This is a genomic window from Microbacterium sp. SZ1, assembly GCF_002362255.1.
Taxonomy (GTDB): domain Bacteria; phylum Actinomycetota; class Actinomycetes; order Actinomycetales; family Microbacteriaceae; genus Microbacterium.
The window spans coordinates 150,246-174,062 of sequence record NZ_LPVV01000040.1; the positions used below are offsets into that span (position 1 = coordinate 150,246).

Genomic DNA, 23,817 nt, shown 5'->3' on the forward strand with positions numbered 1-23,817 from the left:
CTCACCCCGCCGCGAACGAACGCGCCAGGAGCGGTCGGGTCGCGCGCATGCTGGCTCCGACCACGCCGATCCCGATCGCGACGACGACGACGATCGTCAGCACCGATTCCGGCGCCGTGATGAGGGCCATCCCGAGCAGCGGGAAGACGAGCACTGCCGCGCAGAGCGCCGAGCCGATCGCGGTGATCAGCAGCGGCGACATGATCGCCCGACGACGTGCGCGGTCGACCGTCTCGAGCGGCATCCCCAGGTGATGCAGGCTCTCGTGGAGCTCGCGCTGATCGAGGATCGCCGCCGCCTGATTCACGCCCACCGAGGCCGCGACCATGAGGAACGACGCCACGAGCGTGATGATGAGGCCGGTACGCATGTCGACGGCGAGTGCGGCTTCCTCGGAGGCGGCGTCGTCGCTGCCGAGAACGTTCATGAGCGAGACTCCGGTGCCCGCGAACACGGCCATGAAGCTCGCCATCGCGATCCCGCTCACCTGCCGCCAGGCGCTCTTCGGGGAATCGAGCACGAGGCGCGCCGCCAGCAGCCGCTCCGGGTGCTCGGCCCGACGCAGCTGCCCCGACGCGATGAGCTTGATCACCCAGGGGCCGAGCACGTTCAGCACGGTGAGCGCGATCGCGAAGAGCACGGCAAGCACCGTGATCGTCGTCACGATGCCGGCGACCGAGGGGAAGACCTTGATCAGCACGAAGACCAGCGCGAGGACGGAGACGCCGATGATCGCGCGGAACCAGTGCACGTTCGACGCGGTGGTGCGCAGGCGAACGCCGAGCGGCGAGATGATGACCCGGCGGAGGCCGAGCGCGGCGCTGCCTGCCGCGACGACGAGGATGCCGCCGACCACCGAGAGTACGACCAGCGGTGGGAGCACGACGGCCTCTACGCCCAGTGCTTCGCCGCGGAAAGGGATCAGGCCGATCAGCGGGCTGATCGCGAGAGAGACGAGCACTCCGGCGACCGCGCCGGCGGCGGCCACGAGCACGGACTCGACGACGGTCGCGACACCGACGCCGAGCGGGGTGACCCCCAGAAGGCGCAGTGTGGAGAGACGCTCGTCACGTCGCCGCGCGGAGAGCCGTGCGGCGGCTCCGCCGAGGTTCATCAGCGGGACGACCAAGAGCACCAGCGCGATCGCGGCGAGTGCCTGGTAGACGGGGGCGAAGTCATCGGTCCAGCTCCAGAAGGACTGCGCGCCGCCGACCACGGTGAGCACGAGTGCGGTGACGATCGCGAAGGCCGTCGCGGGGAGTGCGAGGAACGCCGTCTGACCCTGCGCCGGACGCAGCAGCAGGGCGAGGACGCGAGGGTTCATGCGGACACCGCCGGCGAGACGACCTGTCCATCGCGCACGGAGGCGATCCGGGAGCAGCGGGCCGCGACCTCCGGATCGTGGGTGACGACGAGCAGTGTCCGCCCCTGACCCGTTGTCGACCAGAGCAGGGCGTCCATGACCTCGTGCGAGGTGTGCGAGTCGAGGGCGCCGGTCGGCTCGTCGGCGAAGACGAGCTCGGCACCCGTCGCCTGAGCGCGCGCGATCGCGACGCGCTGCGCCTGGCCACCCGAGAGCTCGCCGATGCGGCGGTCCTCCATGCCGGCGAGCCCGAGGGCGGCGAGCCACGATGCCGCGTGGTGCACGGCATCCGCTCTCTTCACGCCGTTGATCATGGAGGCGAGGGCGACGTTCTCGACGGCGGTGAGCTCAGGGATGAGGAGACCCTGCTGGAAGACGAAGCCGAAGCGCTCGCGTCGCAAGCGCGATCGGGCCGACTCTCCGAGCCCGGACAGCTCGACCGGGGAGCCCGCGGCTGGTCGGAACGAGACGGTCCCGGAGTCGGGGGTGATGATGCCGGCGAGGACGTGCAGGAGGGTGGTCTTGCCCGATCCGGAGGCGCCCATGATCGCGACGGACTCGCCGGGAAGGACCTGGAGGTCCACCCCGGCGAGTGCGCGTGTGGTGCCGTAGGACTTCGTGAGGGCCCGTGCCTCGAGGACGTGAGTGTTCATGCTTCCAGCCTCGCGACGACGCCACCCGGCGTCATCGCACCGGCGGATGATCCGCCGTCCCGCGCCTACATCGCGCGGATGATCCTCAGGCGAGCCGCTTCTGCCAGGCGCCTGCGTACGACACCGCCCGGAAGCCGAGCGCCTCGTTGATGCTGAGCATCGGCCGGTTCTCCTCGGCGTTGAAGGTGGATACGACGGGAGAGTCCGGCATCAGCTCGCGCCAGCGGAGCAGATTGGCGCACTTCACGATCATGCCGAGGCGGTGTCCGCGATGAGCGCTCGAGACGAGCGTGCCGAACTGATGTGTCGTGCCGGTGCGATCCGCGCCGATGAGCAGCTCGTTGTACGCGACGAGATCGCCGGTGGGCACGTGCTGCACCGCGGTGACCGCGAACGCCTGACCCGCCGACGTCAACCTCGCGTCACGTCGTTCGACGCGCTGCGCGTCCCACTCTTCCGCGACGAACTCCATGTCGCCGCTCGGCGCGTCCGTCGAGAGACGTGCGAGGATGCCCGCGTACCCGTCCCGGTACTCCTCGGGAGTGGGCGCCATCCACTGCACGATCCGGTAGTCCGGTCCTGCGACATCGAGGGCGGAGTCGAGGGCGTGTTCGAGCGCGGAGAGGTCCGCGCGCAGATCGAGCTCGCTGTTGCGCTCGACCTGCTCGCAGACGAAGCCTTCGACCGCCAGCGCGTCGGAGAGAGCAGTGGACGGGATCCGCCCCCACCCGGTCCGGGGCACGATCATGCGATCGGTCTCGATCGGGCGGTGCAGAGACCAGGCCTGGATGAGCGACCGCCCGTGGGCGCGCGCCTCCTCCTCGGCGAGGTCGAGCAGCGCCGCCTCGACGCCCAGCCCGGCGAACCGATGCGGTACGAGCACGTCGATCTCGGCTGCCTGCGCATCGGCTTCCCTGGCGTAGTCGATCGTGATCATGCCGACGATCTCACCATCGATCCTCGCCACGAATCCGGTGTGCAGGGTGTCGGTCTGGTCCTGCCAGGCCGGCAGCATCTGGGCGGCGTCCGGAGCCAGATCCGGGATACCGGTGGCCTCATCGCAGACGAGGCGATTGAGTTCACCGTACGCGAGGAAGTCCGCGGCCTCGTCGCTGTCGAGCGAACCGGGGACCACGAGGGGCGTGATCGTCAGCGTGGAGGTGGTCATGAGAGGTCCTTCCGCCAGGCGCCTTCGTAGGCGATGGCTTCGAAGCCCAGGGCTTCGTTGATGGAGAGCATGGGCCGGTTCTCCTCGGCGTTGTAGGTGATCACCGCCCGCGACTGCGGCGCGATCTCCCGCCAGGTCGCGAGCGAGGCGCACTTCACGAGCTGGCCGAGGCGGTGACCTCGGTGCTCACGCAGCACGAGCGTGTCGTGCTGGTGGGTGGTGGCGGCGGTATCCGGGCCGATGCCGATCTCGGTGAACGCCGCGAGCTCGCCGCTGTCGACGTGCTGCGCAACGGTGACGAGCATCCGCTGGCGCATCTCGACGATGCGCTTCTCGCCGGCGACGACGCGATCGGCGTCCCACTGCTCCTCGTCGGCTTCGAGCCCCGCCGACGGCGCGTCGGTCGACATCCGAGACTTGAGCCAGGCGTAGCCGTCGAGGTGCTCGGTCGGTGTAGGCACCTCCCACTGCAGCACCCGGTACCCGGTAGCCGCGCGGCGCGCGTCGGCGTGCAGGGCGTCGAACTCATGGGTCGCGTCGTCGAGGTCGAGCCGACTGACCCGATACACCTGTTCGAGTGAGAAGCCGTGGCGCAGCAGGAATCGGGAGACGTGGTCGTCCGGCACGCTTCCGTGTCCGGTGCGCGCGGTGATCCGGTCGCCTGAGGACGCCGGCTGCTCAGTCCAGTTCTGGATGACGGTCCTGCCGTGTCGCCGGGCCGCTGCTTCGATGTGGGGGAGCACGGCACTGCCGATGCCCCGACCCCAGACGCGCGGGTGGATCTCGATGCTCGCGATCGCCGTGCGCGACCCCTCCTCGTGGGGGATGTCGACGACAGCGCGTCCGACGATCGTGCCCGCGACGCGGACGGCCCAGACGGTCGTGGTGCGTTCCGGACGCGACCTCAGCAGTGGCAGCAGCGCCTCGGGCTCGAGGTCCTGTTCGTCGCGTCCGGTGATCGCGCGGTAGACGTCGTTGCGGACGCGGGCGAGTTCGCGGAACTCGCCCGCGTCTGCTGCATCCGCCCGTGCCGGGAGCACGAGCGGATGCAGCGTGGCATCCTCGGTGAGCACGATGCTCATGATGTCCTTCCGATCAGCGCAGCTGGCGCTGCAGGTCGAAGGTGAGCAGAGCGTACGTCTCGGCGGCGGAGCGTTCCCGCCGGTCGAGAGCGAGCAGATCGCCGGAGACGCGAGACGAGCGGCGCTCCCGCCGAGGGCGCTGCGCTCTCTGCAGCAGCCACAGGCCGATGCGGAGGGAGAGACGGTCTGCGAGCGCGAGGCGACGCAGGTCGTCGGGTGCGGGGATGTGGAGGACCTGCTGGTCCTCGGTATCCGGTGGGTGGGTGGTGGAGCGGTACAGCGTGGTGTTCACGATGATTCCTTCGAGTGGTGATGGTGTGATGCGATGACGCAGACGGCGCGGACCCCGTTCAGAGAGGGGTGGCGCGGTGAGAGCACGAGCCCGGGAGACTGCGGAGAGCGGATGCCGGGGTCGGCGGTGAGCCGTGATCCTGCGGGATCAGTGCGGAAGCGGCGCGATGGCGCGCGAGGCGGACGCCCGAGAGCGGGCGGAGTCCTGCTGCTGCGGCTCTAGGAGAGAGCGCTGCTGCGACGGACGCCGGCGGTTACCGAGTGCGCAAGGCGCGGCGCAAAGGGCGCGGCGAGGCGTGTGGCCTGTGCGTTCAGCTGAGTGATCATCATCGGTAACCTCCTTTCGTGTGGCGATCCGGAGGTTCACGGTAGCGAAGGCCCACAGCTGACGTCAAGCATCCCGGGCGTGTCCGGCGTGTCGCGGCGTCGGGACGATCGCCCCGGCACCGCGCGGGATGCCGGTCGTGACGCGGAATTCCGGTAGCGTATGGGCGTGATCCAGCCCGGAAGCGCGGTACGCGCATGCATCTGAAGAGCCTGACCCTCAAGGGGTTCAAGTCCTTCGCGCAGCCGACCAGCTTCGTCTTCGAACCGGGCGTCACGTGCATCGTCGGCCCCAACGGATCCGGCAAGTCGAACGTCGTCGACGCTCTCGCCTGGGTGATGGGGGAGCAAGGGGCGAAGACCCTTCGCGGCGGCAAGATGGAGGACGTCATCTTCGCCGGCACGTCGACGCGAGGTCCGCTCGGCCGTGCGGAGGTGCAGCTGACGATCGACAACGCCGACGGCGCGCTGCCGATCGAGTACGCCGAGGTCACGATCAGCCGCACGCTCTTCCGCAACGGATCGAGCGAGTACGCGATCAACGGCGAGTCCTGCCGACTGCTCGACGTGCAGGAGCTGCTGAGCGATTCCGGTCTCGGCCGCGAGATGCACGTGATCGTCGGCCAGGGCCGCCTCGACACGGTCCTGCAGGCCTCGCCCGAGGACCGCCGCGGCTTCATCGAGGAGGCCGCAGGAATCCTCAAGCACCGGCGGCGCAAGGAGAAGACCCTCCGCAAGCTCGACGCGATGGAGACGAATCTGACGCGTCTGAGCGACCTCGCCGGGGAGATCCGCCGTCAGCTCAAGCCGCTGGGTCGTCAGGCGGAGATCGCGCGTGAGGCGCAGACCATCGCGGCGGTCGTGCGCGACGCCAAAGCCCGCATCTTCGCCGACGACGTCGTGGCACTGCGCACGGCCCTGGCGGACCACACCCGCACCGAGCACGAGCGTCACACCGAGCGACTCGTGCTCTCCGATCAGGCCGAGGCCGTGCGGGCGAGTATCGCGCGCCTCGAGCAGGACCAGAACTCGGTGGCCGTCGACCAGGCGCGAAGCGTCGCCTTCGGGCTGGAGCAGGTGCAGGAGCGCATGCGCGGTCTGTACACACTCGCCAACCAGCGCCTCGCGCTGCTCGGCTCGGAGGAGGACGACGCGGCGGTGACCGCGGTGACCGTCACACAGGCGACGATCGACGAGGCGAAGGCCGAGATCACCGAGATCTCTGAGGGGCTGGGCGATGCGCAGGACGCCGCGGCGGCCGCCAGCCGCGAGGTCGTCAGCGCGCGCGCAGAGCTCGACACGCTCGACGTCGACATCGCCGAGCAGAGCGCTCTCGTCTCGGAGTACGACATGAGGCTCACCTCGCTGCGCGGTGCCGCGGATGCTGCGGCGTCGGCTCTCGCGGCGGTGCGTGGCGCGGTGCTGCGGCAGGAGAACGCTCTCGAGGCCGCCCACATCCGGCGCCGGGAGGCAGCAGAGGCGCTGGAGGCCATCGACACCGCGGAAGCACCCGAAGGCACCGCGGCCGAGTACTCCGCGGCCTACGAGAGCGCGCAACGCGCCGCGACGGCAGCCGAGACGGAGCGGGAGACGCTCCGCGAGCGGCTGCACGCGGCGGAGCGCGAGGTCGATGCGCTCACCGCGAAGGCCGCAGCCCTCGGGAGTGCACTCGCCCTCTCCGGTGGTGCGGCCGAGATCGTGAAGACCGGGGGCGACGGCATCCGCGGTCTCGTCGGCGACGCCGTGCAGGTCAAAGCGGGTTTCGAGGCGGCGATCGCCGCTGTGCTCGGTCCGCTGACCGAGGGCGTCCTGGTGGACGAGGCTGTTCATGCCTTCGCCCTCGCCGGGGATGCCGAGTCGCAGGGGAGGGGCGTGATCGACTTCGTCGTGGCCGACGCTATCCGTCCTGCCGTCCGGCTGCCGGAGCTTCCGGGCGTCACGCCCGCCGTCGACACGGTCACAGCGCCCGCCGGGGTGCTCGGCATCCTGTCGCACGTGCTCATCGCCGGCGACCTCGACGAGGCTCGCGCAGCGCGCAGCGCGCTGGACGCTCTCGACGACACCACGACGACCGTCGTGACGACCACGGGAGACGTGGTCACCGCGCAGACTCTGCGCACGGGTTCCGGGGGAGAGCGTTCACGACTCGAACTCGCCGCCGAGCGGGATGCCGCGAGCGAGCGCCTCGCGGAGGTGCAGGTCATCGTCGACTCGCTGCGCGAGGCGCGGGAGGACGCGAACGACCTCGTCGAGACGACGCGGCGTCAGGCGAAGGACGCGCTGCGTGCGCTCCGGGAGCATGACGCGGCGCTGGCCAGCCACGCGGAGCAGGTCAACCGCATCACCGTCACGCACGAGTCGGCGGTCGCGGAGTGCGACCGGCTCGAGGCGGGACTGGCTCAGGCGCAGTCCGCCGTGGAGGAAGCAGAGGCGAAGGCCGGCCGCGCGAAGACCGAGCTCGACGAGGCGGTGTCGGCACCCCGGCCCGTCCTCGACGCATCGGCCCGAGACGGTCTGCTGGAGGCTCTGGAGCATGCGCGCGAGGGCGAGGTCAGAGCCCGCCTGGAGATCGAGACGTTGCGGGAGCGCGTCCGCGCGGCCCAGGCGCGCGTCGCGAGCTTGGAGCGACAGCGCGAGCAGGAACGGGATGCGGCGGCGGAGGCAGCGCGTCGCGCGGTGATCCGTCGCGCTCAGCGGGAAGCGGCGTCGGGCGTCGCGTCAGAGCTCCCGCGCATCCTGGACTCGATCGACCGCTCCGTGGCCGAAGCCCGTCTCGCGTTGGGGGAGGCGGAGGCTGCGCGCTCCGCGCAGAACGAGGAGCTGACCGCTCTCCGTGCGCAGGAGACGTCGCTCCGCGAGCGCCTCGCAGGTCTCACCGAGAGCGTCCACGGCCTGGAACTGCAGATCCACGAGAAGAAGCTGCACCTCAACAGTCTGCTCGAACGCGTCGCGTCCGAGCTGGCGCTCGACGAAGATATTCTCGTTGCGGAATATGGGCCGGATCAACTCGTGCCTCGCGATCCGGGCGCTGAGCTCGCAGAGGGGGAGTTAATCGACGACACGGCCATTCCGTTCGATCGCCGCATCCAGCAGCGACGCCTTGCCGACGCGGAACGCAAGCTCGCTCAGCTGGGGCGCGTCAACCCGCTCGCTCTGGAAGAGTTCGCGGCGCTCGAGCAGCGGCACGCCTTCCTGACCGAGCAGCTCGCCGACCTCACGCAGACGCGACAGGACCTGCTGACGATCATCGCCGACCTCGACGAGCGGATGCAGACGATCTTCGCCAGTGCGTTCGAGGACACCAAGGAGGCCTTCGGGGAGGTCTTCCCGCTGCTGTTCCCCGGCGGCTCGGGAAGCATTTCGCTCACCGACCCCGACAACATGCTCACGACGGGCATCGAGGTCTCGGTGCGACCGGTGGGCAAGAAGATCGAGCGGCTGTCGCTCCTCTCGGGTGGTGAGCGGTCCCTCGCGGCCGTCGCACTCCTCGTGGCGATCTTCAAGGCCCGGCCGAGTCCCTTCTACATCCTCGACGAAGTCGAGGCCGCGCTCGACGACGCCAACCTTGGACGCCTGCTCACCGTGTTCGAGCAGTTGCGCGAGAGCTCGCAGCTGCTGATCATCACGCACCAGAAGCGCACGATGGAGATCGCGGACGCCCTCTACGGCGTCTCGATGCGCCAGGACGGCGTGTCGGCCGTCGTGGGACAGCGCGTCGGCGACCGCGCCGCGGCCGCGGCGGTGTAAGCGTCCGGCGCGGATAGGCTGGAGTCATGGCGGAGAAGTCCTGGTCCCTCGGTCGCGCGCTGCGCGGCATGTTCGTCAAGCCCACGATCGACGAGACGACGTGGGAGGACCTGGAGACCGCGCTCATCACGGCCGACTTCGGCCCAGACATCAGCGAGCGAGTCGTGGACGAGCTCCGCGCGAAGGTCGAGCGCTACCGCACGACCGACCCGAAGGACCTGCAGCGGATGCTGCGCGAGACGCTCGAGGAGCACTTCGCGAAGTTCGACACGACCCTGAAGCTCACCGAGCGTCCGGCCGTCGTGCTCGTCGTCGGCGTGAACGGCGTCGGCAAGACCACGACGATCGGCAAGTTCACCAAGTTCCTCCGCGGATACCAGCGCAGTGTCGTGGTCGGTGCCGCCGACACCTTCCGTGCCGCGGCGGTCGACCAGCTCGCGACCTGGGCGCAGCGTGGGGGAGCGGCGATCGTCCGTCCGCAGCAGGAGGGGCAGGATCCCGCGTCCGTCGCCTACCAGACCATCGAGTTCGCGCAGCGCGAGGGGATCGAGATCGCGATCATCGACACCGCGGGACGCCTGCACACCAAGGGCGGACTCATGGACGAGCTGACGAAGATCCGTCGGGTCATCGAGAAGCAGGCTCCGATCAGTGAGGTGCTGCTCGTGCTCGACGCGACGACCGGTCAGAACGGCGTCATGCAGGCCGAGGCCTTCCTGCAGCACGCGGGCGTCACGGGGCTGGTTCTCACCAAGCTCGACGGTTCGGCGAAGGGCGGTTTCGTCCTCGCGGTGCAGGAGCGCACCGGCATCCCCGTCAAGCTCCTCGGCCAGGGCGAGGGCATCGACGACCTCACCGGTTTCACCCCGCACGTCTTCGTGCAGTCACTCGTCGGCTGACGACACGACACGCACAGGACTACCGCCGCGACCACGAGGCTGGTTTCATAGCGTTATGGCGATCGAACACGATTACTTCGGACTCCTGTCGTCGGGCCCCGACGGCTCGATCTTCTGGTCGGAGACCGTGGAACTCGGCGATCAGAGTGTGACGGTCGACCTCACTGCTCCGGATCAGGATGACGTGTCGGCGGACGCCCTCGACATCGCGGCGTCGCTGATCGCCGGCCTCGAGACGGTCGACGGCACGGCGCGGCGCAGCATGCTCTCCGAAGTCGACGACCGCACCAGCGAGGTGACGGAGTACATCCTGCAGCAGCAGGAGGCCTACGGCGACGAACTCGACGACGTGCTGATCGACGTGAGCGGGGATGCAGCGGTCGACATCATCCGATCGCTGCGGCTCATGAGCATGACGATCCTGGCCGACGAGCACGGCGGTTCCGAGCCGTTCGCGGTGCTCGAGTACGCGCTCGACGCCGACACGACCGACGACGTGCTGCTCGTGAACCTCGGCTCCGACGGCGCCGTGCTGTCGGTCATGAGCGCCGACTGACCGTCGGCGCCCTGCCCGATCTCAGACCGCCTGAGCGAAGCCGAGGTCTGCGCCCTCTGCGATGTGCGCGAGGTGCGCGGGGATCTCGCGTCCCTTCGACGTCATCGACTGCGCCCACAGCCGTCCGGCTCGGTAGGAGGAGCGGACGAGCGGACCCGCGAGCACGCCGAGGAAGCCGATGCGCTCCGCCTCCTCCTTGAACTCGACGAACTCCGCGGGCTTCACCCAGCGGGCGACCGGGAGGTGTCGTGGCGACGGGCGAAGGTACTGCGTGATCGTGATGATGTCGCAGCCGGCCTCGTGCAGGTCGCTCAGGGCCTGGACGACCTCTTCCGGCTCCTCGCCCATTCCGAGGATCAGATTGGACTTCGTGATGAGTCCGGCATCCCGCCCCTGGGTGATCACGTTCAGCGAGCGCTCGTACTTGAAGGCCGGGCGGATGCGCTTGAAGATCCGCGGGACGGTCTCGACGTTGTGGGCGAACACCTCGGGACGCGCCTCGAAGATCTGACCGAGGAAGGCCGGATCGGCGTTGTGCTCGTTCGCGAGTAGTTCGACGCCGGTGTTCGGATTCAGGGCGTGGATGCGGCGCACGGTCTCGGCGTTCAGCCACGCCCCGGTGTCGGGCAGGTCATCGCGCGCGACACTCGTCACCGTGGCGTAGCGCAGACCCATCCGCTGCACGCTCTCGGCCACGCGGCGGGGCTCGTCCGTGTCGTACGCGTCCGGCTTCCCTGTGTCGATCTGGCAGAAGTCGCAGCGCCGCGTGCACTGCGAACCGCCGATGAGGAACGTCGCCTCCCGATCCTCCCAGCACTCGAAGATGTTCGGGCATCCGGCCTCCTGGCAGACCGTATGCAGGTCCTCGCTTTTCACGAGCGAGTGCAGGGCCGTGTACTCGGGGCCCATCTTGGCCTTCGTCTTGATCCACTCGGGCTTGCGCTCGATGGGGGTCTCCGAGTTGCGGATCTCGAGGCGGAGGAGCTTGCGTCCCTCGGGTGCGGCGGCGGTCATGCGGATGCTCCTGCGAGGTCGGCGGTCGAGTAGGCGGCGGTGAAGGCGGACGCGACGGCATCCGCGATATCGGCGGGGGAGACGTCGGCGCCGACGACGTCGCTCACGGTGGTGACGCCGGCGTCGGTGATCCCGCAGGGGATGATGTCGCGGAAGCCCGCGAGCGTGTTGTCGCAGTTGATCGCGAAGCCGTGCATCGTCACGCCCTGCTGGACGCGGACCCCGATCGCGGCGACCTTGTCCTCGGAGAGAGGGCGACGCACCCAGACGCCGCTCCGACCCTCGACCTGATGGCCGTCGACGCCGAGCGGTCGCAGCACGTCGATGAGCACATGCTCGATCCGTCGCACGTGCGCGACGACGTCCATCGGCTCGGCGAGGCGGACGATCGGGTAGCCGACGAGCTGCCCGGGACCGTGCCAGGTGATCTTGCCCCCGCGGTCGACGTCGATCACGGGGGTCCCGTCCTGCGGCCGCTCATGCTCCTCCGTGCGCTTGCCGGCCGTGTAGACCGCCTCGTGCTCGAGGAGCAGGAGGGTGTCCGGCCGTGAGCCCGCGACGACCTCGGCGTGGACGCGCCGCTGCAGATCCCAGCCCTCCGTGTAGGGCACGTAGGCCGGTGCGAGACCGGCGGTGACGACGTCGAGCATGCGAGCACTCCCTCGTGAGGCGACCGTGGCATAAATGGATCGCGTCTAACAATACTCCTCCGGGTCGGGTCAGGGCGCTCGGCGGTCGCCGCGCGATACCGTGTCCTCATGACGACGACGAGCCGAGCAGGGCGCCCGAAGGCGTCGTCGCGCGAGACGCTCGCCGAGGCCGCCTGCGAGCTCTTCCTCGAGCGCGGGTACGACGCGACCTCCGTCGCCGACATCACTCAGCGCGCGGGAGTCAGTCGTTCCAGCTTCTTCAACTACTTCTCGTCGAAGAGCGACGTGCTGTGGTCGGGTCTCGATGCACGCATCGACGGAGTGGGCACGGCGCTGAGCGAGCTCGGCGACCACGCGGATGCCGCGGCGGTCCGGTCGATCCTCGTCGACGCCCTCCGCGGGTTCGCTCCCGACCCGCTCGCGCTGGCGCTGCGCAACCGGACGGCCATGGGGCTCGACGAGGAGCTCGCCCGCGACAGCGCGCTCCGGCTCGCGCGCCTCGCATCCATCGTCGCGTCCGCGGCATCCGCATCCGGGATCTCCCGCATCCGTGCGGATGTGGTCGGCGCAGCTCACGCAGCCGCCGTGCTGTCGTCGCTTCGCGAGTGGGCCGAGCAGGGTGCCGGCTATTCGGCACCTGAGACCGTGCTCGCGGACGCCTTGACGACCCTCGACGACCTCCGCTGGGGCTGACGCGTTCGACGAGGCACCGCTCGCGTAGAATCGCTATCACCATGGCTACGTTTGGCACGCTCTCCGATCGTCTCACCGACACCTTCCGCAATCTGCGCACGAAGGGAAAGCTCAGTGCGGCTGATGTCGACGGCACCGTCCGCGAGATCCGGCGCGCTCTGCTCGATGCCGACGTCGCCCTCGCCGTCGTCAAGGACTTCACGGCGAAGGTGCGCGAGCGTGCCCTCGGCGACGAGGTCAACAAGGCGCTGAACCCGGCGCAGCAGGTCGTCCAGATCGTCAATGAGGAACTCGTTCAGATCCTCGGTGGAGAACAGCGTCGTCTGCAGTTCGCCAAGACCGCGCCGACCGTGATCATGCTCGCCGGACTCCAGGGTTCGGGCAAGACGACGTTCGCCGGCAAGCTCGCCAAGCAGCTCGAGGGCGAGGGCCACACTCCGCTCCTCGTCGCCGCCGACCTCCAGCGCCCGAACGCCGTGAACCAGCTGCAGGTCGTCGCCGAGCAGGCCGGTGCCACGATCTACGCGCCCGAGCCCGGAAACGGCATCGGAGACCCGGTCAAGGTCTCGCGCGACGGCGTCGAGCACGCCCGCCGTCAGCAGCACGACGTCGTCATCATCGACACCGCCGGTCGTCTCGGCGTCGACGCAGAGCTCATGAAGCAGGCCGCCGACATCCGTCGAGCCGTCGACCCCGACGAGGTGCTCTTCGTGATCGATGCCATGATCGGGCAGGACGCCGTCAACACGGCCAAGGCCTTCCAAGAGGGCGTCGACTTCACCGGTGTCGTGCTGTCGAAGCTCGACGGAGACGCCCGCGGTGGTGCCGCGCTGTCCGTCGCGTCGGTGACCGGACGCCCGATCATCTTCGCCTCGACGGGTGAGCGCCTCGAAGACCTCGAGCCGTTCCATCCCGACCGCATGGCGAGCCGCATCCTCGACCTCGGCGACATCCTCACCCTCATCGAGCAGGCCCAGCAGGCCTTCGACGAGGAAGAGGCCGCCAAGATGGCGGAGAAGCTCGCGACCGAGCAGTTCACGCTCGAGGACTTCCTCGACCAGCTTCAGCAGATGAAGAAGATGGGGTCGATGAAGAAGATGCTCGGGATGCTCCCGGGCATGGGCCAGATGAAGCAGCAGCTCGAGGACTTCGACGAGCGCGAGATCGACCGCACCGAGGCGATCATCCGCTCGATGACCCCGGGGGAGCGCCGAAACCCCAAGATCCTCAACGGATCCCGCCGCCTGCGCATCGCGCGCGGTTCGGGTATGACCGTCACGGACGTGAATCAGCTGGTGCAGCGCTTCGACCAGGCCGCGAAGATGATGAAGACCGTCGCCCGCGGCGGCACCCCGAACATCCCCGGGATGGGTCCCGTGCCCGGGATGGGGCGCCCCGGCGCCTCATCGAAGCGCGGCAAGAAGGGCAAGGGCAAGCCCTCGGGATCGCGATCGGGCAACCCGGCCAAGCGCGCCGCCGAGAACGCCGGGCTCACGCCGGCCTCGACGCCGACCGGATCCGGCTTCGGTCTGGGCGGGGGAGCCAAGGCGCCGACCGAGGCGGATCTCGCCGAGATCCAGAAGCTCTTCGGCAAGAACTGACGCGGTTCAGGCTCTCGCGTCGACGCGTTCGGCGGTAGACGTGCTCGCGGGCTCCGCAGAGCGCCGCGGACGCGCGACGAGCTGCCCGCCGACCAGCGCCGCGACCACGACCCCGATCCCGAGTGCCTGCGCGCTGCTGAACGACTCGCCGGCGATGACCACGCCGAGAACGGTCGCGACGACGGGGGAGAGAAGCGCCAGCAGCCCGGGCGCCACCACCGAGAGCAGCTGGATGCCGCGGAACCACAGCGTGTATGCGATCAGCCCGCCGACGGTGCCCAGCCAGAGGTAGCCCAGTGCGGCGTCGCCGTCGATGTGTGACGGCAGGCCTTCGACACTCAGCGTGAGCGGCAGAAGGAAGAGTCCGCCCGCGGTGAGCTGCCATCCCGCGTACGCGACCGGACCCACGTCGGCAGGGCGTCCCCATCGTTTCGTGAGGATGATGCCGAGCCCGGTCGAGGCGACGCCGCCGAGCGCGGCGAGGATACCGAGAGCGTCGAGGGCGGCATCCGGGCCCAGCACGACGAGCCCGACGCCGGCTGCTCCCGCCAGAGCGGCGATGGCAGAGCCTGGGCGGATTCGGTCGCGGAGGACCAGGGCTCCCAGAGCGAGCACGATGAGAGGCTGCGCCCCGGCGACGGCGGCGGCGACTCCACCCGGGAGTCGCTCGGCGGCGAGGAACAGCAGCGGGAAGAACGCTCCGATGTTGAGGATGCCGAGCACGAGGGACTTCACCCACCACCACCCGGACGGCCGGGTGCGACCGATGGCGAGCGCGATGAGGCCGGCCGGAAGGGAGCGGAGGAGTCCGGCGAGCAGGGGGTGGCCGACCGGGAGAAGCTCCGTCGTCACGACGTAGGTCGTTCCCCACGACATCGGCGCGATGGCGGTGAGCATGAGGACGGTCAGTCGGTTCATGAATCCAGATTCGCTCCGATCGCCCCATGAGTCCAACGCATGCTTGTCATCTCAGGTATGAATGACGATCATGGTCCTGTGGATCTGCAGCAGATGAGGTACGTGGTCGCGCTTGCCGAGGAATCGAGCTTCACCCGCGCCGCCGAGAAGAGCTTCGTGACGCAGTCGGCTCTCAGCCATCAGATCGCGGCTCTCGAGCGCGAGATCGGGCACCGGCTGTTCGTCCGCACGAGCCGTGCGGTGCGGCTCACCGAGCCCGGTGAAGCGTTCCTCGCGCACGCGCGCATCGCCGTGCGCGCCTCGTCCGACGCGCGTGAGGCGGCGTCTGCCGCCGCAGGGAACATCACGGGGACACTTCGACTCGGGGTGATCCCGACGGTCACCGCCGTCGAGGTGCCCACCGTGATCGCGCGTTTCCGCTCGATGCACCCGAACACGCGAGTCGAACTCGTCGTCGGCAACAGCGACAGCCTCATGAGCGATGTGCGCGCCGGGCGTCTGGATGCGGCGCTGCTGGGGCTGCGCGCCGAGATCGAGCCGCACGGTGTGGCCGCAAGCGAGCTGGCGCGCGAGAAGCTCGTCGCCGTGGTTCCCGACGATCACCGGCTCGCGAACCGGCGCAGTATCCGGCTCTCGGATCTCGCCGACGAGGTCTTCGCCGATTTCCCCGCCGGGACCTCCGGGCGTGCGCAGAGCGATGCGGCGTTCGCCGACGCGGACGTCCCGCGCGATGTCGCATTCGAGGCCGACTCCGCCGAGCTCATCCTGGGTCTGGTCGCCGCCGGACTCGCGGTCACGTTGCTGGCTGCAGGCGTCCCCGACCGCTCGCGAGGCGGAGTGCGGATCATCCCCCTCCGCGACGGGCCGTCGCGGGTCGAGTACCTCGCGTGGGACGAGCGGTCGACCCGAGCGGTCACGCGCGCCTTCCGCGAAGTGATCGGCGGCGAACCACCGGGGAACGCGGAAGCGGGCCCGGAGGAATCCTCCGAGCCCGCTCCCTCAGCATCCTGAGATCACTTCACGTCTTCGTCGACCCAGTCCATCGACTTCGTGACGGCCTTGCGCCACAGTCGCAGCTGGCGGTCGCGCTCGCCCTCGTCCATCGAGGGCTCCCAGCGCTTGTCCTCCTGCCAGTTGGCGGACAGATCGTCGAGGCCGCTCCAGAAGCCGACGGCGAGGCCGGCCGCGTACGCGGCGCCCAGTGCGGTGGTCTCCGCGACGACCGGGCGCACGACCGGGACGCCGAGCACGTCCGCTTGGAACTGCATGAGCGCGTCGTTGGCGACCATGCCGCCGTCGACCTTCAGCTCCGACAGATCGACTCCGGCATCCGCGTTGACCGCGTCGAGGACGTCGCGGGTCTGGAACGCCACTGCCTCCAGGGCCGCACGCGCGATGTGGTTCTTGTTCGCGTAGCGGGTCAGTCCGACGATCGCGCCGCGTGCGTCCGGACGCCAGTACGGAGCGAACAGACCCGAGAACGCGGGGACGATGTAGACACCGCCGTTGTCCTCGACCTTGTCGGCCAGCTCCTCGACCTCGGGGGCGGAGGAGATGATGCCGAGCTGGTCGCGCAGCCATTGGATCAGGGATCCGGTGACGGCGATCGATCCCTCGAGCGCGTAGTGCGTCGGCTGGTCGCCGAGCTTGTACCCGACGGTCGTGAGCAGCCCGTTCTTCGAGCGGACGATCTCCTCGCCCGTGTTGAAGATCAGGAAGCAGCCGGTGCCGTAGGTGTTCTTGCTCTCGCCCTTGTCGAACGCGGCCTGCCCGAACGTCGCCGCCTGCTGGTCGCCGAGGATGCCGGCAATCGGTGTCTCGCGCAGGAGCGACGAGCTCTCGGCCGCGCCGTACACCTCGGAGGAGGAGCGGATCTCCGGCATCATCGAGCGCGGCACGCCGAACGCCTCGAGGATGTCGTCGCGCCACTCCAGCGTCTCGAGGTCCATGAACATCGTGCGCGAGGCGTTGGTGACGTCGGTCGCGTGCACGCCGCCGTCGATGCCGCCCGTGAGGTTCCAGAGCACCCAGCTGTCGGTCGTGCCGAAGAGCAGGTCGCCGGCCTCCGCCTTCTCACGAGCGCCGTCGACGTTCTCGAGGATCCAGGTGATCTTGGTTCCCGAGAAGTAGGTGGCGAGGGGGAGGCCGACGATCGACTTGAAGCGGTCGACGCCCTCCTCTCCGGCCAGACGGTCGACGATCTCCTGCGTGCGGGTGTCCTGCCAGACGATCGCGTTGTACACCGGCTTTCCGGTGTTCTTGTCCCAGACGACCGCCGTCTCGCGCTGGTTCGTGATGCCGACCGCGGCGATGTCGTGACGGGTGAGGTCGGCGCGGCTCAGAGCGAGGCCGATGACCTCCTGCACGTTGCGCCAGATCTCGGAGGCGTCGTGCTCGACCCAGCCCGCCTTGGGGAGGATCTGCTCGTGCTCCTTCTGGCCGGTCGCGACGATGCTGCCCTTCTTGTCGAAGATGATCGCGCGGCTCGAGGTCGTGCCCTGGTCGATCGCGATGATGTAGTCAGCCATGGATGTTCTCCTTCGAAGTCAGGTGGCGGTTCAGGCGAGGCCGAGGAGGGCCGGTGCGGCGAGGGCGGCGAGCACGCCACCGACGAGCGGACCCACGACCGGGACCCACGAGTAGGACCAGTCGCTGGAGCCCTTGCCCTTGATCGGCAGGATGGCGTGAGCGATGCGAGGACCGAGGTCGCGGGCAGGGTTGATGGCGTATCCGGTGGGTCCACCGAGCGAGGCGCCGATACCGACCACGACGAGGGCGACGGGCAGCGCGCTCAGCGGTCCGAGGCCTCCGGGGACGCCGATGTCGGCGACGCCGTAGTCGGCGAACGCGAACACCGCGAACACGAGCACGAATGTCCCGATGACCTCGGTGACGAGGTTCCAGCCGTAGGAGCGGATGGCGGGGCCGGTCGAGAACACGCCGAGCTTGTTGGCGGGCTCGGGTTCCTCGTCGAAGTGCTGCTTGTACGCGAGCCACACGAGGATGGCGCCGACGATCGCGCCGAGGAGTTCCGCGCCGGTCGCGGTCGCGAACTGCGAGAAGTCGATCTTGCCGGCGACCAGCAGACCGATGCCGACCGCGGGGTTGAGGATCGCACCGGAGTACGCCGAGGCGAGGACACCCACGAAGACCGCGAGACCCCAACCCCAGTTGACCATCAGGAAGCCGCCGCCGTAGCCCTTGTTCTTGGCCAGGGCGACGTTGGCGACGACTCCGCATCCGAGGAGGATCAGCAGCGCTGTGCCGACGAACTCCGACAGGAAGTAGAGACCGAGATTCACATCAGTCATGTCTTCTTTGACCTTTCTCGCGTGTCAGGGCCCCTCTGCCCCGACACTTTTCTGTTGTTGTGGTTCGTCGCGAGGAGGGCGACGGTCGGAGGTCCCGTCAGCCGCGGGTGCGGGACGGGATGTGAAGTCCGTGGCGCTCGTTCAACAGCGTCCGAGTCTCCTCGATCTCGGCGTCGTGGCGGTCGCGATCCCAGTCGAGCAGCGACGCCAGGGCGTCGGCCAGCTCGTCCAGCACCTCGGCGTCGGCACTGCCGGTGAAGGCGATGCTGGTGCGGCGCAGGACGACGTCCTGGAGCCGTGCGACGAGCTCGTTGCGCACCATCCACTCGAGCTCCCGCGTCGAGAGGTCGCCGTCGGCGAGAGGAGCGTCGTCACCCTGCTCGATGAAGGCCCAGACCTCCGCGGCGCGAGTGCCGTAGCGGGCCAGCAGCTTCTCGGCACGCTCGCCGGCGCCTCCCAGGTGCTCCTGGATCCAGATGCGACGGGCCTTCTCGGTGCGCGGGAAGTCGCGCCCTCCGCCGATCGCACGACCGGCGGTCGAGACCGTCCGGGTGCGCCCGATGAGGTCGAGCACGACGTCGGAGAGCGATTCGCCCAGTGCGCGGAAGGTGGTCCACTTGCCGCCCACGAGGCTGACGAGCGGGGTCGCGCCCTTCCTGTCGACCTCGACGCGGTAGTCACGCGAGACGAACCCGGGCGCGGTGTCCTCGTGACGGGGGAGCGGGCGGATGCCGGAGAAGTTGAACACGATCTGCTCGCGCGTCACAGCGATCTGCGGGAACACGTGGTGGATGAGGTCGAAGAAGTAGTCGATCTCCTCCTCGGTGCACACCGGGACCTCGCGGGGGTCGGCGTCGATGTCGGTCGTGCCGACGAGCACCCGGCCCTTGAGCGGGTAGATCAGCACGATGCGACCGTCGGAGTGCTCGAAGAAGATCTCGCGGCCGCGGGTGGCCTCGAGGAGCTCCGGGTGGTCGAGCACGATGTGCGAGCCCTTGGTGCCGCCCATGAAGTGTGTGTCGGCGCCCAGCGCGTCGTTGGTGAGGTCGGTCCACGGGCCGGAGGCGTTGACGACGACGTCGGCCGCGACCGAGAACTCGGTGCCGCTCTCGCGGTCCCGCAGCACGACCTTGTCACCGTCGCGGGAGACGGCCTCGACGTAGTTCAGAGCCACGGCGCCGGGGTGGGCGGCGCGACCGTCCTGCAGCACGTCCAGAGCGAGGCGCTCGGGGTCGTGCATCGAGGCGTCGTAGTACGTGGCGGTGTACTTGATGTTCGGGTCGAGGTGCGGGAGCTCCGCGAGCGACTTCTTGCGACCGAGGAAGCGGTGACGCGGAACCGTGCCCCCGTCGCGCGAGAACGTGTCGTAGATCGTCAGGCCGATCTTGATCAGGAACGCACCGCGCTCCTGCGGCTTGCCGCTCTTGTGCGTCAGGAAGCGCAGCGGGGCGGACAGGATGCCGGAGAACGTCGAGTAGATCGGAATGGTCGTCTGCAGCGGCTTGACGTAGTGGGGAGCGATCTTCAGCAGACCGTTGCGCTCCTCCACCGACTCGCGGACCAGACGGAACTCGCCGTTCTCAAGGTAGCGGATGCCGCCGTGGATCATGTGGCTCGACGCTGCGGATGCCCCCGAGGCGAAGTCGCCGCGTTCGACGAGGACGACGTCGACGCCCTGCAGGGCGAGGTCGCGGAACGTGGAGATGCCGTTGATCCCTGCTCCGATGATGAGGACGCTGGTGCGCCCTGCTTCGCGAACGGCGCGGACCTCTGCGCGCTCCGGTGACGAGTGTGTCGACTCGATCATCTTCGACCTCCCTGTGGTGCTTGCCCCCAGCATCGACCCGTACGACCCTCGCGCGCAAGCCCGCTGCACATATGTGCAAGGATCGGTGTCGAGGAGGATGCCATGCCCCACACTGAGCCGGGATCCCGCGACTCCAAGCTGATCGCGGCGCTCACTGCCGCGCAGCTCTACTACATGCAGGACAAGACCATGGAGGTCATCGCAAAGGAGTTGAAGACCTCCCGGTCCTCGGTCTCGCGTCTCCTGAGCTTCGCGCGGGAGAGCGGTCTCGTCGACATCCGCATCAATTCGCCGCTCGAACGGCTCGGGATGCTGGAGCAGCGGATCCGCGACCGGCACCGAGTGGTGGCGCACGTCGTGCCGACGCCGGAGATCGTGAGCGAGGTGGAGCGGCTCGAACGGGTGGCGCTGACGGCCGGCCGACTGCTCTCGCAGTTCGTCGACTCGAACATGATCGTCGGAGTGGCGTGGGGGTCGACGATCAGCGCGGTGAGCCGTGGACTCACGCAGAAGGAGACGCACAACACCACGTTCGTGCAGCTCAACGGCGCCGGCAACACGCAGACGAGCGGCGTCGAGTACTCGAGCGACATCCTGCAGCGCTTCGGCAGCGCCTTCGGCGCCCAGGTGCAGCAGTTCCCCGTGCCGGCGTTCTTCGACGATCCGTCGACGCGTGAGGCCATGTGGCGCGAGCGCAGCACGCGCCGGGTGCTCGACCTTCAGGCGAAGATGGACATCGCCGTCTTCAGTCTCGGGTCGCCGGCCGCCGAGGTCCCGAGCCGGGTCTACGTCGGCGGCTACCTGAGCCGGGACGACTACCGCAGCCTCCGCGAAGACCACGCGATCGGTGACGTCGCGACGGTGTTCTTCCGGGCTGACGGGTCGTGGAAGGACATCCGCGTCAACGCACGTGCGACCGGACCCGGTCTCGACAGGCTGCGTCGGGTGCCGCGTCGCGTGTGCGTCGTGTCCGGCATCCCGAAACTGGCGAGCTTGCGCGCGGCGATCGCCGCCGACCTCGTCACCGATGTCGTCCTCGACGAGGGGCTCGCCCGCCGTCTGGTGGACGACTGACAGTCAGGGCGCCTCGGTCGAGCCCTCCGGGCCCGACCGGAACTCCCGGATCAGGTGCTGCACGACAGCCCGGAGGTCGCCGCCCGTGGCGTTCGCGATCATGAGCTGCCGCTCATAGCTGGCGCCGTTGCCGAGGATCGTCGAGATGCTCCCGAATTCCCGCACGCATCCCAGCTCCACCGCCACGGGCGCGAGCTCGTCGAGGACCTCGGCGAGGTGATCCCGCACCGGTCGCTGTGTGCCATCGGCGTCGACGATCAGACGCGCGTCGAGTCCGTAACGCGCCGCGCGCCACTTGTTCTCCCTGTGGTACCACGACGGCATGGTCGGCAGTTCCCGCCCCTCGTCCATCTCGCGAGAGAAGTGTTCGACCAGGACCTGCACGAGAGCGGCGACGGCGGCGAGCTCCGGCAGCGTCGAGAGCCCGTCGCACGCGCGGACCTCGATGGTTCCCCAGCGAGGAGCCGGCCGGATGTCCCAGCGGACCTCGGTGGCATCGGCCATGACACCGGTCCTGACCATGTCGTCGAGGTACGACTCGTACGCGGACCAGTCGGGTAGCTGCCAGGGCAGACCTGCAGTGGGGAGCTGCTGGAAGACGAGGGCGCGGTTGGACGCGTACCCCGTGCGCTCACCGGCCCAGAACGGGCTGGAGGCCGACAGGGCCTGGAGATGGGGGAGGTACCCCGAGAGGGCGTTGATGATCGGGATGACCTTGCGCTTGTCCTCGACACCGATGTGCACGTGGATGCCCCAGATCATCATGTTGCGTCCCCACCACTGGGTGCGCTCGATGAGCGTGTGATACCGGGTCTTGTCCGTGACCTCCTGGTCGTACCACTGGGCGAAGGGATGGCTGCCGGCCGACAGCAGCTCGACGCCGGCCGGGTCGGTCGCGGTCCGCACGGCCGCGATCGCGTTCGCGATGTCGTCGACGGCGTGTGCGACCGAGTCTCCGACTCCGCTCGTGACCTCGATGGTGTTCGTCAGGAGCTCGCCCGTCACCGTGTACCGCTCGTCCGCGCTGTTCGCCTCCAGCGCCTCCAACAGCTCGGGAGCGCGCCCGACGAGGTCGCCGGTCGCCGGATCGGCGAGCATGATCTCCCATTCCAGACCGACGGTGGACCGGTCGGAGGCGGCGAACTCGAGTGTCACCCGCACAGTCTGGCACGCGACAGAGGCGACACGACGAGCATCGTGTCGCCGCGTTTCGCGAGCGGTCGACGGATCTGGCAGAATAGAGGGTCGGACGACGTGCTCGACCCTCTATCCAGCACGAGTCCTCCCTCTGAGCTTCCGCCGGATGTGCACCCCACTCTCCAGGCGACCGGTTCGTTTCCTTCCACACAATTCAGGAGAATCGTGGCTGTCAAGATTCGTCTCAAGCGCCTGGGCAAGATCCGTGCGCCCTACTACCGCATCGTCGTCGCCGACTCGCGCACCAAGCGCGACGGTCGCGTGATCGAGGAGATCGGCAAGTACCACCCGACCGAGGAGCCCTCGTTCATCGAGATCGACTCCGAGCGTGCGCAGTACTGGCTGTCCGTCGGCGCCCAGCCGACCGAGCAGGTCACCGCGCTCCTCAAGATCACGGGCGACTGGGGCACCTTCAAGGGTGACAAGGACGCGAAGTCCACCCTCAAGGTCGCCGACGAGAAGGCCGCTTTCGAGGCGGACTCGTCGAAGAAGTCGGTCATCAAGCCCAAGGCGGAGAAGAAGGAGGAGGCCCCCGCTGAGGAGGCTCCCGCCGCCGAGGCCGACGCGGAGGCCGCTGAGGCTCCCGCCGCCGACTCCGAGTAATCCGCCGTGCTCGCCGCCGCGCTCGAACACATCGTCAAGGGGATCGTCGATCACCCTGAGGATGTCCGCATCAACGCCTCCACGTCGCCGCGAGGCGATCTCCTCGAGGTGCGTGTGCACCCCGATGACCGTGGACGCGTGATCGGGCGCGGCGGCCGCACCGCGAAAGCACTGCGCACGCTCGTCTCCGCCCTGGCGGACGGGCGCCGCGTCCGCGTCGATGTCGCGGACGACTGACGTGGTGCCGAAAGATCGCAACCAGGGCAAGAACCAGCTCCGCGTGGGGCGTCTCGTCAAGGCCCACGGCCTCAAGGGTGCGCTGAAGCTGGAGCTGTACACCGACAACCCCGAGCGACGTTTCACTCCGGGCGCCGAGTTCACGTTGCAGGTGCCCGAGGCATCTCCGTGGCACGGCAAGACCGTCACGGTCCGCGAGTACCGCGTCATGAACGCGAATTCCGTCGTCTTCTTCCAGGACGTCGACGATCGCGACGCCGCCGAGAGCCTCGTGCGCGCGATCCTCTGGATCGACCAGGACTCCGACGAGCCCGAGGACAACGCCTGGTACGACCACCAGCTCGTCGGGTTGGACGTCGTGCGCGACGACTCCGTCGTCGGTCGCGTGATCCGCGTCGAGCACCTGCCCGCCCAGGACCTTCTCATCGTCAAGGCGCGCGAGCAGGAGATCATGGTCCCCTTCGTCGAGGCCATCGTGCCGACCGTCGACATCGCCGCGGGACGGGTCATCGTGACGCCGCCCGCCGGGTTGTTCGAGGAGGTGCCGGACGCCGACGACGGCGGGAACGCGGAGACCGACGCGGATGCCGGTGAGTCGTCCGATTCCGACGCGACCTCCTGAGCGCTGA

General features: G+C 68.9%; 22 protein-coding genes. 10 read left to right on the plus strand and 12 right to left on the minus strand.

Annotated elements, in window-relative coordinates; all coding sequences use genetic code 11:
- Position 1: 1 nt before the first annotated feature.
- From AUC47_RS14800 to AUC47_RS14820, 5 genes are all read right to left on the minus strand, one after another.
- Positions 2-1,324, minus strand: coding sequence for an FtsX-like permease family protein (locus tag AUC47_RS14800; protein WP_096715951.1), 1,323 nt, complete (start codon positions 1,322-1,324; stop codon positions 2-4).
- Entirely contained in the window at positions 1,321-2,016 is a 696-nt protein-coding gene (locus AUC47_RS14805) for an ABC transporter ATP-binding protein (protein ID WP_096715952.1), read from the minus strand. Before AUC47_RS14805 ends, AUC47_RS14800 begins: the two co-directional genes overlap by 4 nt.
- A gap of 85 nt (positions 2,017-2,101) precedes the next feature.
- Positions 2,102-3,184 carry a GNAT family N-acetyltransferase gene (locus AUC47_RS14810; protein WP_096715953.1) on the minus strand — a complete coding sequence of 361 codons (1,083 nt, stop codon included), beginning with the start codon at positions 3,182-3,184 and terminating at the stop codon, positions 2,102-2,104.
- Positions 3,181-4,266, minus strand: a complete 1,086-nt coding sequence (locus tag AUC47_RS14815) for a GNAT family N-acetyltransferase (RefSeq protein ID WP_096715954.1) — start codon at positions 4,264-4,266, stop codon at positions 3,181-3,183. The genes AUC47_RS14810 and AUC47_RS14815 overlap by 4 nt, the downstream gene beginning before the upstream one ends.
- Positions 4,267-4,279: 13 nt before the next feature.
- Positions 4,280-4,558: a hypothetical protein gene (locus tag AUC47_RS14820; protein WP_096715955.1), complete on the minus strand. Its 279-nt coding sequence runs from the start codon at positions 4,556-4,558 to the stop codon at positions 4,280-4,282.
- Between the two features lie 521 nt (positions 4,559-5,079).
- Here AUC47_RS14820 and smc point away from each other — a divergent pair.
- Genes smc through AUC47_RS14835 form a run of 3 tightly spaced genes read left to right on the plus strand, consistent with a single transcriptional unit; the run spans position 5,080 to position 10,083 of the window.
- On the plus strand, positions 5,080-8,628 hold the full coding sequence (gene smc, locus AUC47_RS14825; protein WP_096715956.1) for a chromosome segregation protein SMC: 3,549 nt from the start codon (positions 5,080-5,082) through the stop codon (positions 8,626-8,628).
- Between the two features lie 26 nt (positions 8,629-8,654).
- Positions 8,655-9,527 carry a signal recognition particle-docking protein FtsY gene (gene ftsY, locus AUC47_RS14830; RefSeq protein WP_096715957.1) on the plus strand — a complete coding sequence of 291 codons (873 nt, stop codon included), beginning with the start codon at positions 8,655-8,657 and terminating at the stop codon, positions 9,525-9,527.
- A gap of 55 nt (positions 9,528-9,582) precedes the next feature.
- A complete protein-coding gene (locus tag AUC47_RS14835) occupies positions 9,583-10,083 on the plus strand; it encodes a DUF2004 domain-containing protein (RefSeq protein ID WP_096715958.1) in 501 nt (166 codons plus the stop codon).
- Positions 10,084-10,104: 21 nt separating this feature from the next.
- On the opposite strand, the gene lipA is transcribed toward AUC47_RS14835, so the two are convergent.
- Entirely contained in the window at positions 10,105-11,097 is a 993-nt protein-coding gene (lipA, locus tag AUC47_RS14840; RefSeq protein WP_096715959.1) for a lipoyl synthase, read from the minus strand.
- Positions 11,094-11,783 (minus strand): lipoyl(octanoyl) transferase LipB, encoded by a 690-nt coding sequence (lipB, locus tag AUC47_RS14845; protein WP_306453256.1) that lies wholly within the window; start codon positions 11,781-11,783, stop codon positions 11,094-11,096. Before lipB ends, lipA begins: the two co-directional genes overlap by 4 nt.
- A gap of 72 nt (positions 11,784-11,855) precedes the next feature.
- Here lipB and AUC47_RS14850 point away from each other — a divergent pair, with 72 nt between their 5' ends.
- Both AUC47_RS14850 and ffh read left to right on the plus strand, forming a co-directional pair.
- Positions 11,856-12,440 carry a TetR/AcrR family transcriptional regulator gene (locus AUC47_RS14850; protein ID WP_096715961.1) on the plus strand — a complete coding sequence of 195 codons (585 nt, stop codon included), beginning with the start codon at positions 11,856-11,858 and terminating at the stop codon, positions 12,438-12,440.
- Positions 12,441-12,481: 41 nt separating this feature from the next.
- Positions 12,482-14,041, plus strand: coding sequence for a signal recognition particle protein (ffh, locus tag AUC47_RS14855; RefSeq protein WP_096715962.1), 1,560 nt, complete (start codon positions 12,482-12,484; stop codon positions 14,039-14,041).
- Between the two features lie 6 nt (positions 14,042-14,047).
- Here the strand turns inward: ffh and AUC47_RS14860 are convergent, their stop codons facing one another.
- Complete coding sequence (locus AUC47_RS14860; RefSeq protein ID WP_096715963.1) at positions 14,048-14,959, minus strand: EamA family transporter; 912 nt, start codon at positions 14,957-14,959, stop codon at positions 14,048-14,050.
- A 78-nt stretch (positions 14,960-15,037) separates the two neighbouring features.
- On the opposite strand from AUC47_RS14860, the gene AUC47_RS14865 reads away from it, so the two are divergent.
- On the plus strand, positions 15,038-15,970 hold the full coding sequence (locus tag AUC47_RS14865) for a LysR family transcriptional regulator (RefSeq protein WP_096715964.1): 933 nt from the start codon (positions 15,038-15,040) through the stop codon (positions 15,968-15,970).
- A gap of 2 nt (positions 15,971-15,972) precedes the next feature.
- On the opposite strand, the gene glpK is transcribed toward AUC47_RS14865, so the two are convergent.
- The 3 genes from glpK to AUC47_RS14880 all read right to left on the minus strand — a co-directional run bounded on the left by glpK (position 15,973) and on the right by AUC47_RS14880 (position 20,077).
- On the minus strand, positions 15,973-17,487 hold the full coding sequence (gene glpK, locus AUC47_RS14870; RefSeq protein ID WP_096715965.1) for a glycerol kinase GlpK: 1,515 nt from the start codon (positions 17,485-17,487) through the stop codon (positions 15,973-15,975).
- Between the two features lie 30 nt (positions 17,488-17,517).
- Positions 17,518-18,270, minus strand: coding sequence for an MIP/aquaporin family protein (locus tag AUC47_RS14875; protein ID WP_096715966.1), 753 nt, complete (start codon positions 18,268-18,270; stop codon positions 17,518-17,520).
- A 97-nt stretch (positions 18,271-18,367) separates the two neighbouring features.
- Positions 18,368-20,077, minus strand: coding sequence for a glycerol-3-phosphate dehydrogenase/oxidase (locus AUC47_RS14880; protein WP_096715967.1), 1,710 nt, complete (start codon positions 20,075-20,077; stop codon positions 18,368-18,370).
- A gap of 102 nt (positions 20,078-20,179) precedes the next feature.
- On the opposite strand from AUC47_RS14880, the gene AUC47_RS14885 reads away from it, so the two are divergent.
- Positions 20,180-21,151 carry a sugar-binding transcriptional regulator gene (locus AUC47_RS14885; RefSeq protein ID WP_096715968.1) on the plus strand — a complete coding sequence of 324 codons (972 nt, stop codon included), beginning with the start codon at positions 20,180-20,182 and terminating at the stop codon, positions 21,149-21,151.
- A gap of 3 nt (positions 21,152-21,154) precedes the next feature.
- On the opposite strand, the gene AUC47_RS14890 is transcribed toward AUC47_RS14885, so the two are convergent.
- On the minus strand, positions 21,155-22,306 hold the full coding sequence (locus tag AUC47_RS14890) for a glutamate--cysteine ligase (protein WP_096716148.1): 1,152 nt from the start codon (positions 22,304-22,306) through the stop codon (positions 21,155-21,157).
- 207 nt (positions 22,307-22,513) lie between these two features.
- Here AUC47_RS14890 and rpsP point away from each other — a divergent pair, with 207 nt between their 5' ends.
- Genes rpsP through rimM form a run of 3 tightly spaced genes read left to right on the plus strand, consistent with a single transcriptional unit; the run spans position 22,514 to position 23,810 of the window.
- The gene (gene rpsP, locus AUC47_RS14895) at positions 22,514-22,951 is read left to right on the plus strand and encodes a 30S ribosomal protein S16 (RefSeq protein ID WP_096715969.1); all 438 of its coding nucleotides are present in this window, start codon (positions 22,514-22,516) and stop codon (positions 22,949-22,951) included.
- Positions 22,952-22,957: 6 nt separating this feature from the next.
- Positions 22,958-23,188 carry an RNA-binding protein gene (locus AUC47_RS14900; protein ID WP_096715970.1) on the plus strand — a complete coding sequence of 77 codons (231 nt, stop codon included), beginning with the start codon at positions 22,958-22,960 and terminating at the stop codon, positions 23,186-23,188.
- Positions 23,172-23,810 carry a ribosome maturation factor RimM gene (rimM, locus tag AUC47_RS14905; protein WP_096715971.1) on the plus strand — a complete coding sequence of 213 codons (639 nt, stop codon included), beginning with the start codon at positions 23,172-23,174 and terminating at the stop codon, positions 23,808-23,810. The genes AUC47_RS14900 and rimM overlap by 17 nt, the downstream gene beginning before the upstream one ends.
- Positions 23,811-23,817: the final 7 nt, after the last annotated feature.

Bases quoted from the DNA above. Each gene is read 5' to 3' on its own strand.
- AUC47_RS14800 (WP_096715951.1), bottom strand. From the start codon at position 1,324: ATGAACCCTCGCGTCCTCGCCCTGCTGCTGCGTCCGGCGCAGGGTCAG.
- AUC47_RS14805 (WP_096715952.1), bottom strand. From the start codon at position 2,016: ATGAACACTCACGTCCTCGAGGCACGGGCCCTCACGAAGTCCTACGGC.
- AUC47_RS14810 (WP_096715953.1), bottom strand. From the start codon at position 3,184: ATGACCACCTCCACGCTGACGATCACGCCCCTCGTGGTCCCCGGTTCG.
- AUC47_RS14815 (WP_096715954.1), bottom strand. From the start codon at position 4,266: ATGAGCATCGTGCTCACCGAGGATGCCACGCTGCATCCGCTCGTGCTC.
- smc (WP_096715956.1), top strand. From the start codon at position 5,080: ATGCATCTGAAGAGCCTGACCCTCAAGGGGTTCAAGTCCTTCGCGCAG.
- ftsY (WP_096715957.1), top strand. From the start codon at position 8,655: ATGGCGGAGAAGTCCTGGTCCCTCGGTCGCGCGCTGCGCGGCATGTTC.
- AUC47_RS14835 (WP_096715958.1), top strand. From the start codon at position 9,583: ATGGCGATCGAACACGATTACTTCGGACTCCTGTCGTCGGGCCCCGAC.
- lipA (WP_096715959.1), bottom strand. From the start codon at position 11,097: ATGACCGCCGCCGCACCCGAGGGACGCAAGCTCCTCCGCCTCGAGATC.
- AUC47_RS14850 (WP_096715961.1), top strand. From the start codon at position 11,856: ATGACGACGACGAGCCGAGCAGGGCGCCCGAAGGCGTCGTCGCGCGAG.
- ffh (WP_096715962.1), top strand. From the start codon at position 12,482: ATGGCTACGTTTGGCACGCTCTCCGATCGTCTCACCGACACCTTCCGC.
- AUC47_RS14860 (WP_096715963.1), bottom strand. From the start codon at position 14,959: ATGAACCGACTGACCGTCCTCATGCTCACCGCCATCGCGCCGATGTCG.
- glpK (WP_096715965.1), bottom strand. From the start codon at position 17,487: ATGGCTGACTACATCATCGCGATCGACCAGGGCACGACCTCGAGCCGC.
- AUC47_RS14875 (WP_096715966.1), bottom strand. From the start codon at position 18,270: ATGACTGATGTGAATCTCGGTCTCTACTTCCTGTCGGAGTTCGTCGGC.
- AUC47_RS14880 (WP_096715967.1), bottom strand. From the start codon at position 20,077: ATGATCGAGTCGACACACTCGTCACCGGAGCGCGCAGAGGTCCGCGCC.
- AUC47_RS14885 (WP_096715968.1), top strand. From the start codon at position 20,180: ATGCCCCACACTGAGCCGGGATCCCGCGACTCCAAGCTGATCGCGGCG.
- rimM (WP_096715971.1), top strand. From the start codon at position 23,172: ATGTCGCGGACGACTGACGTGGTGCCGAAAGATCGCAACCAGGGCAAG.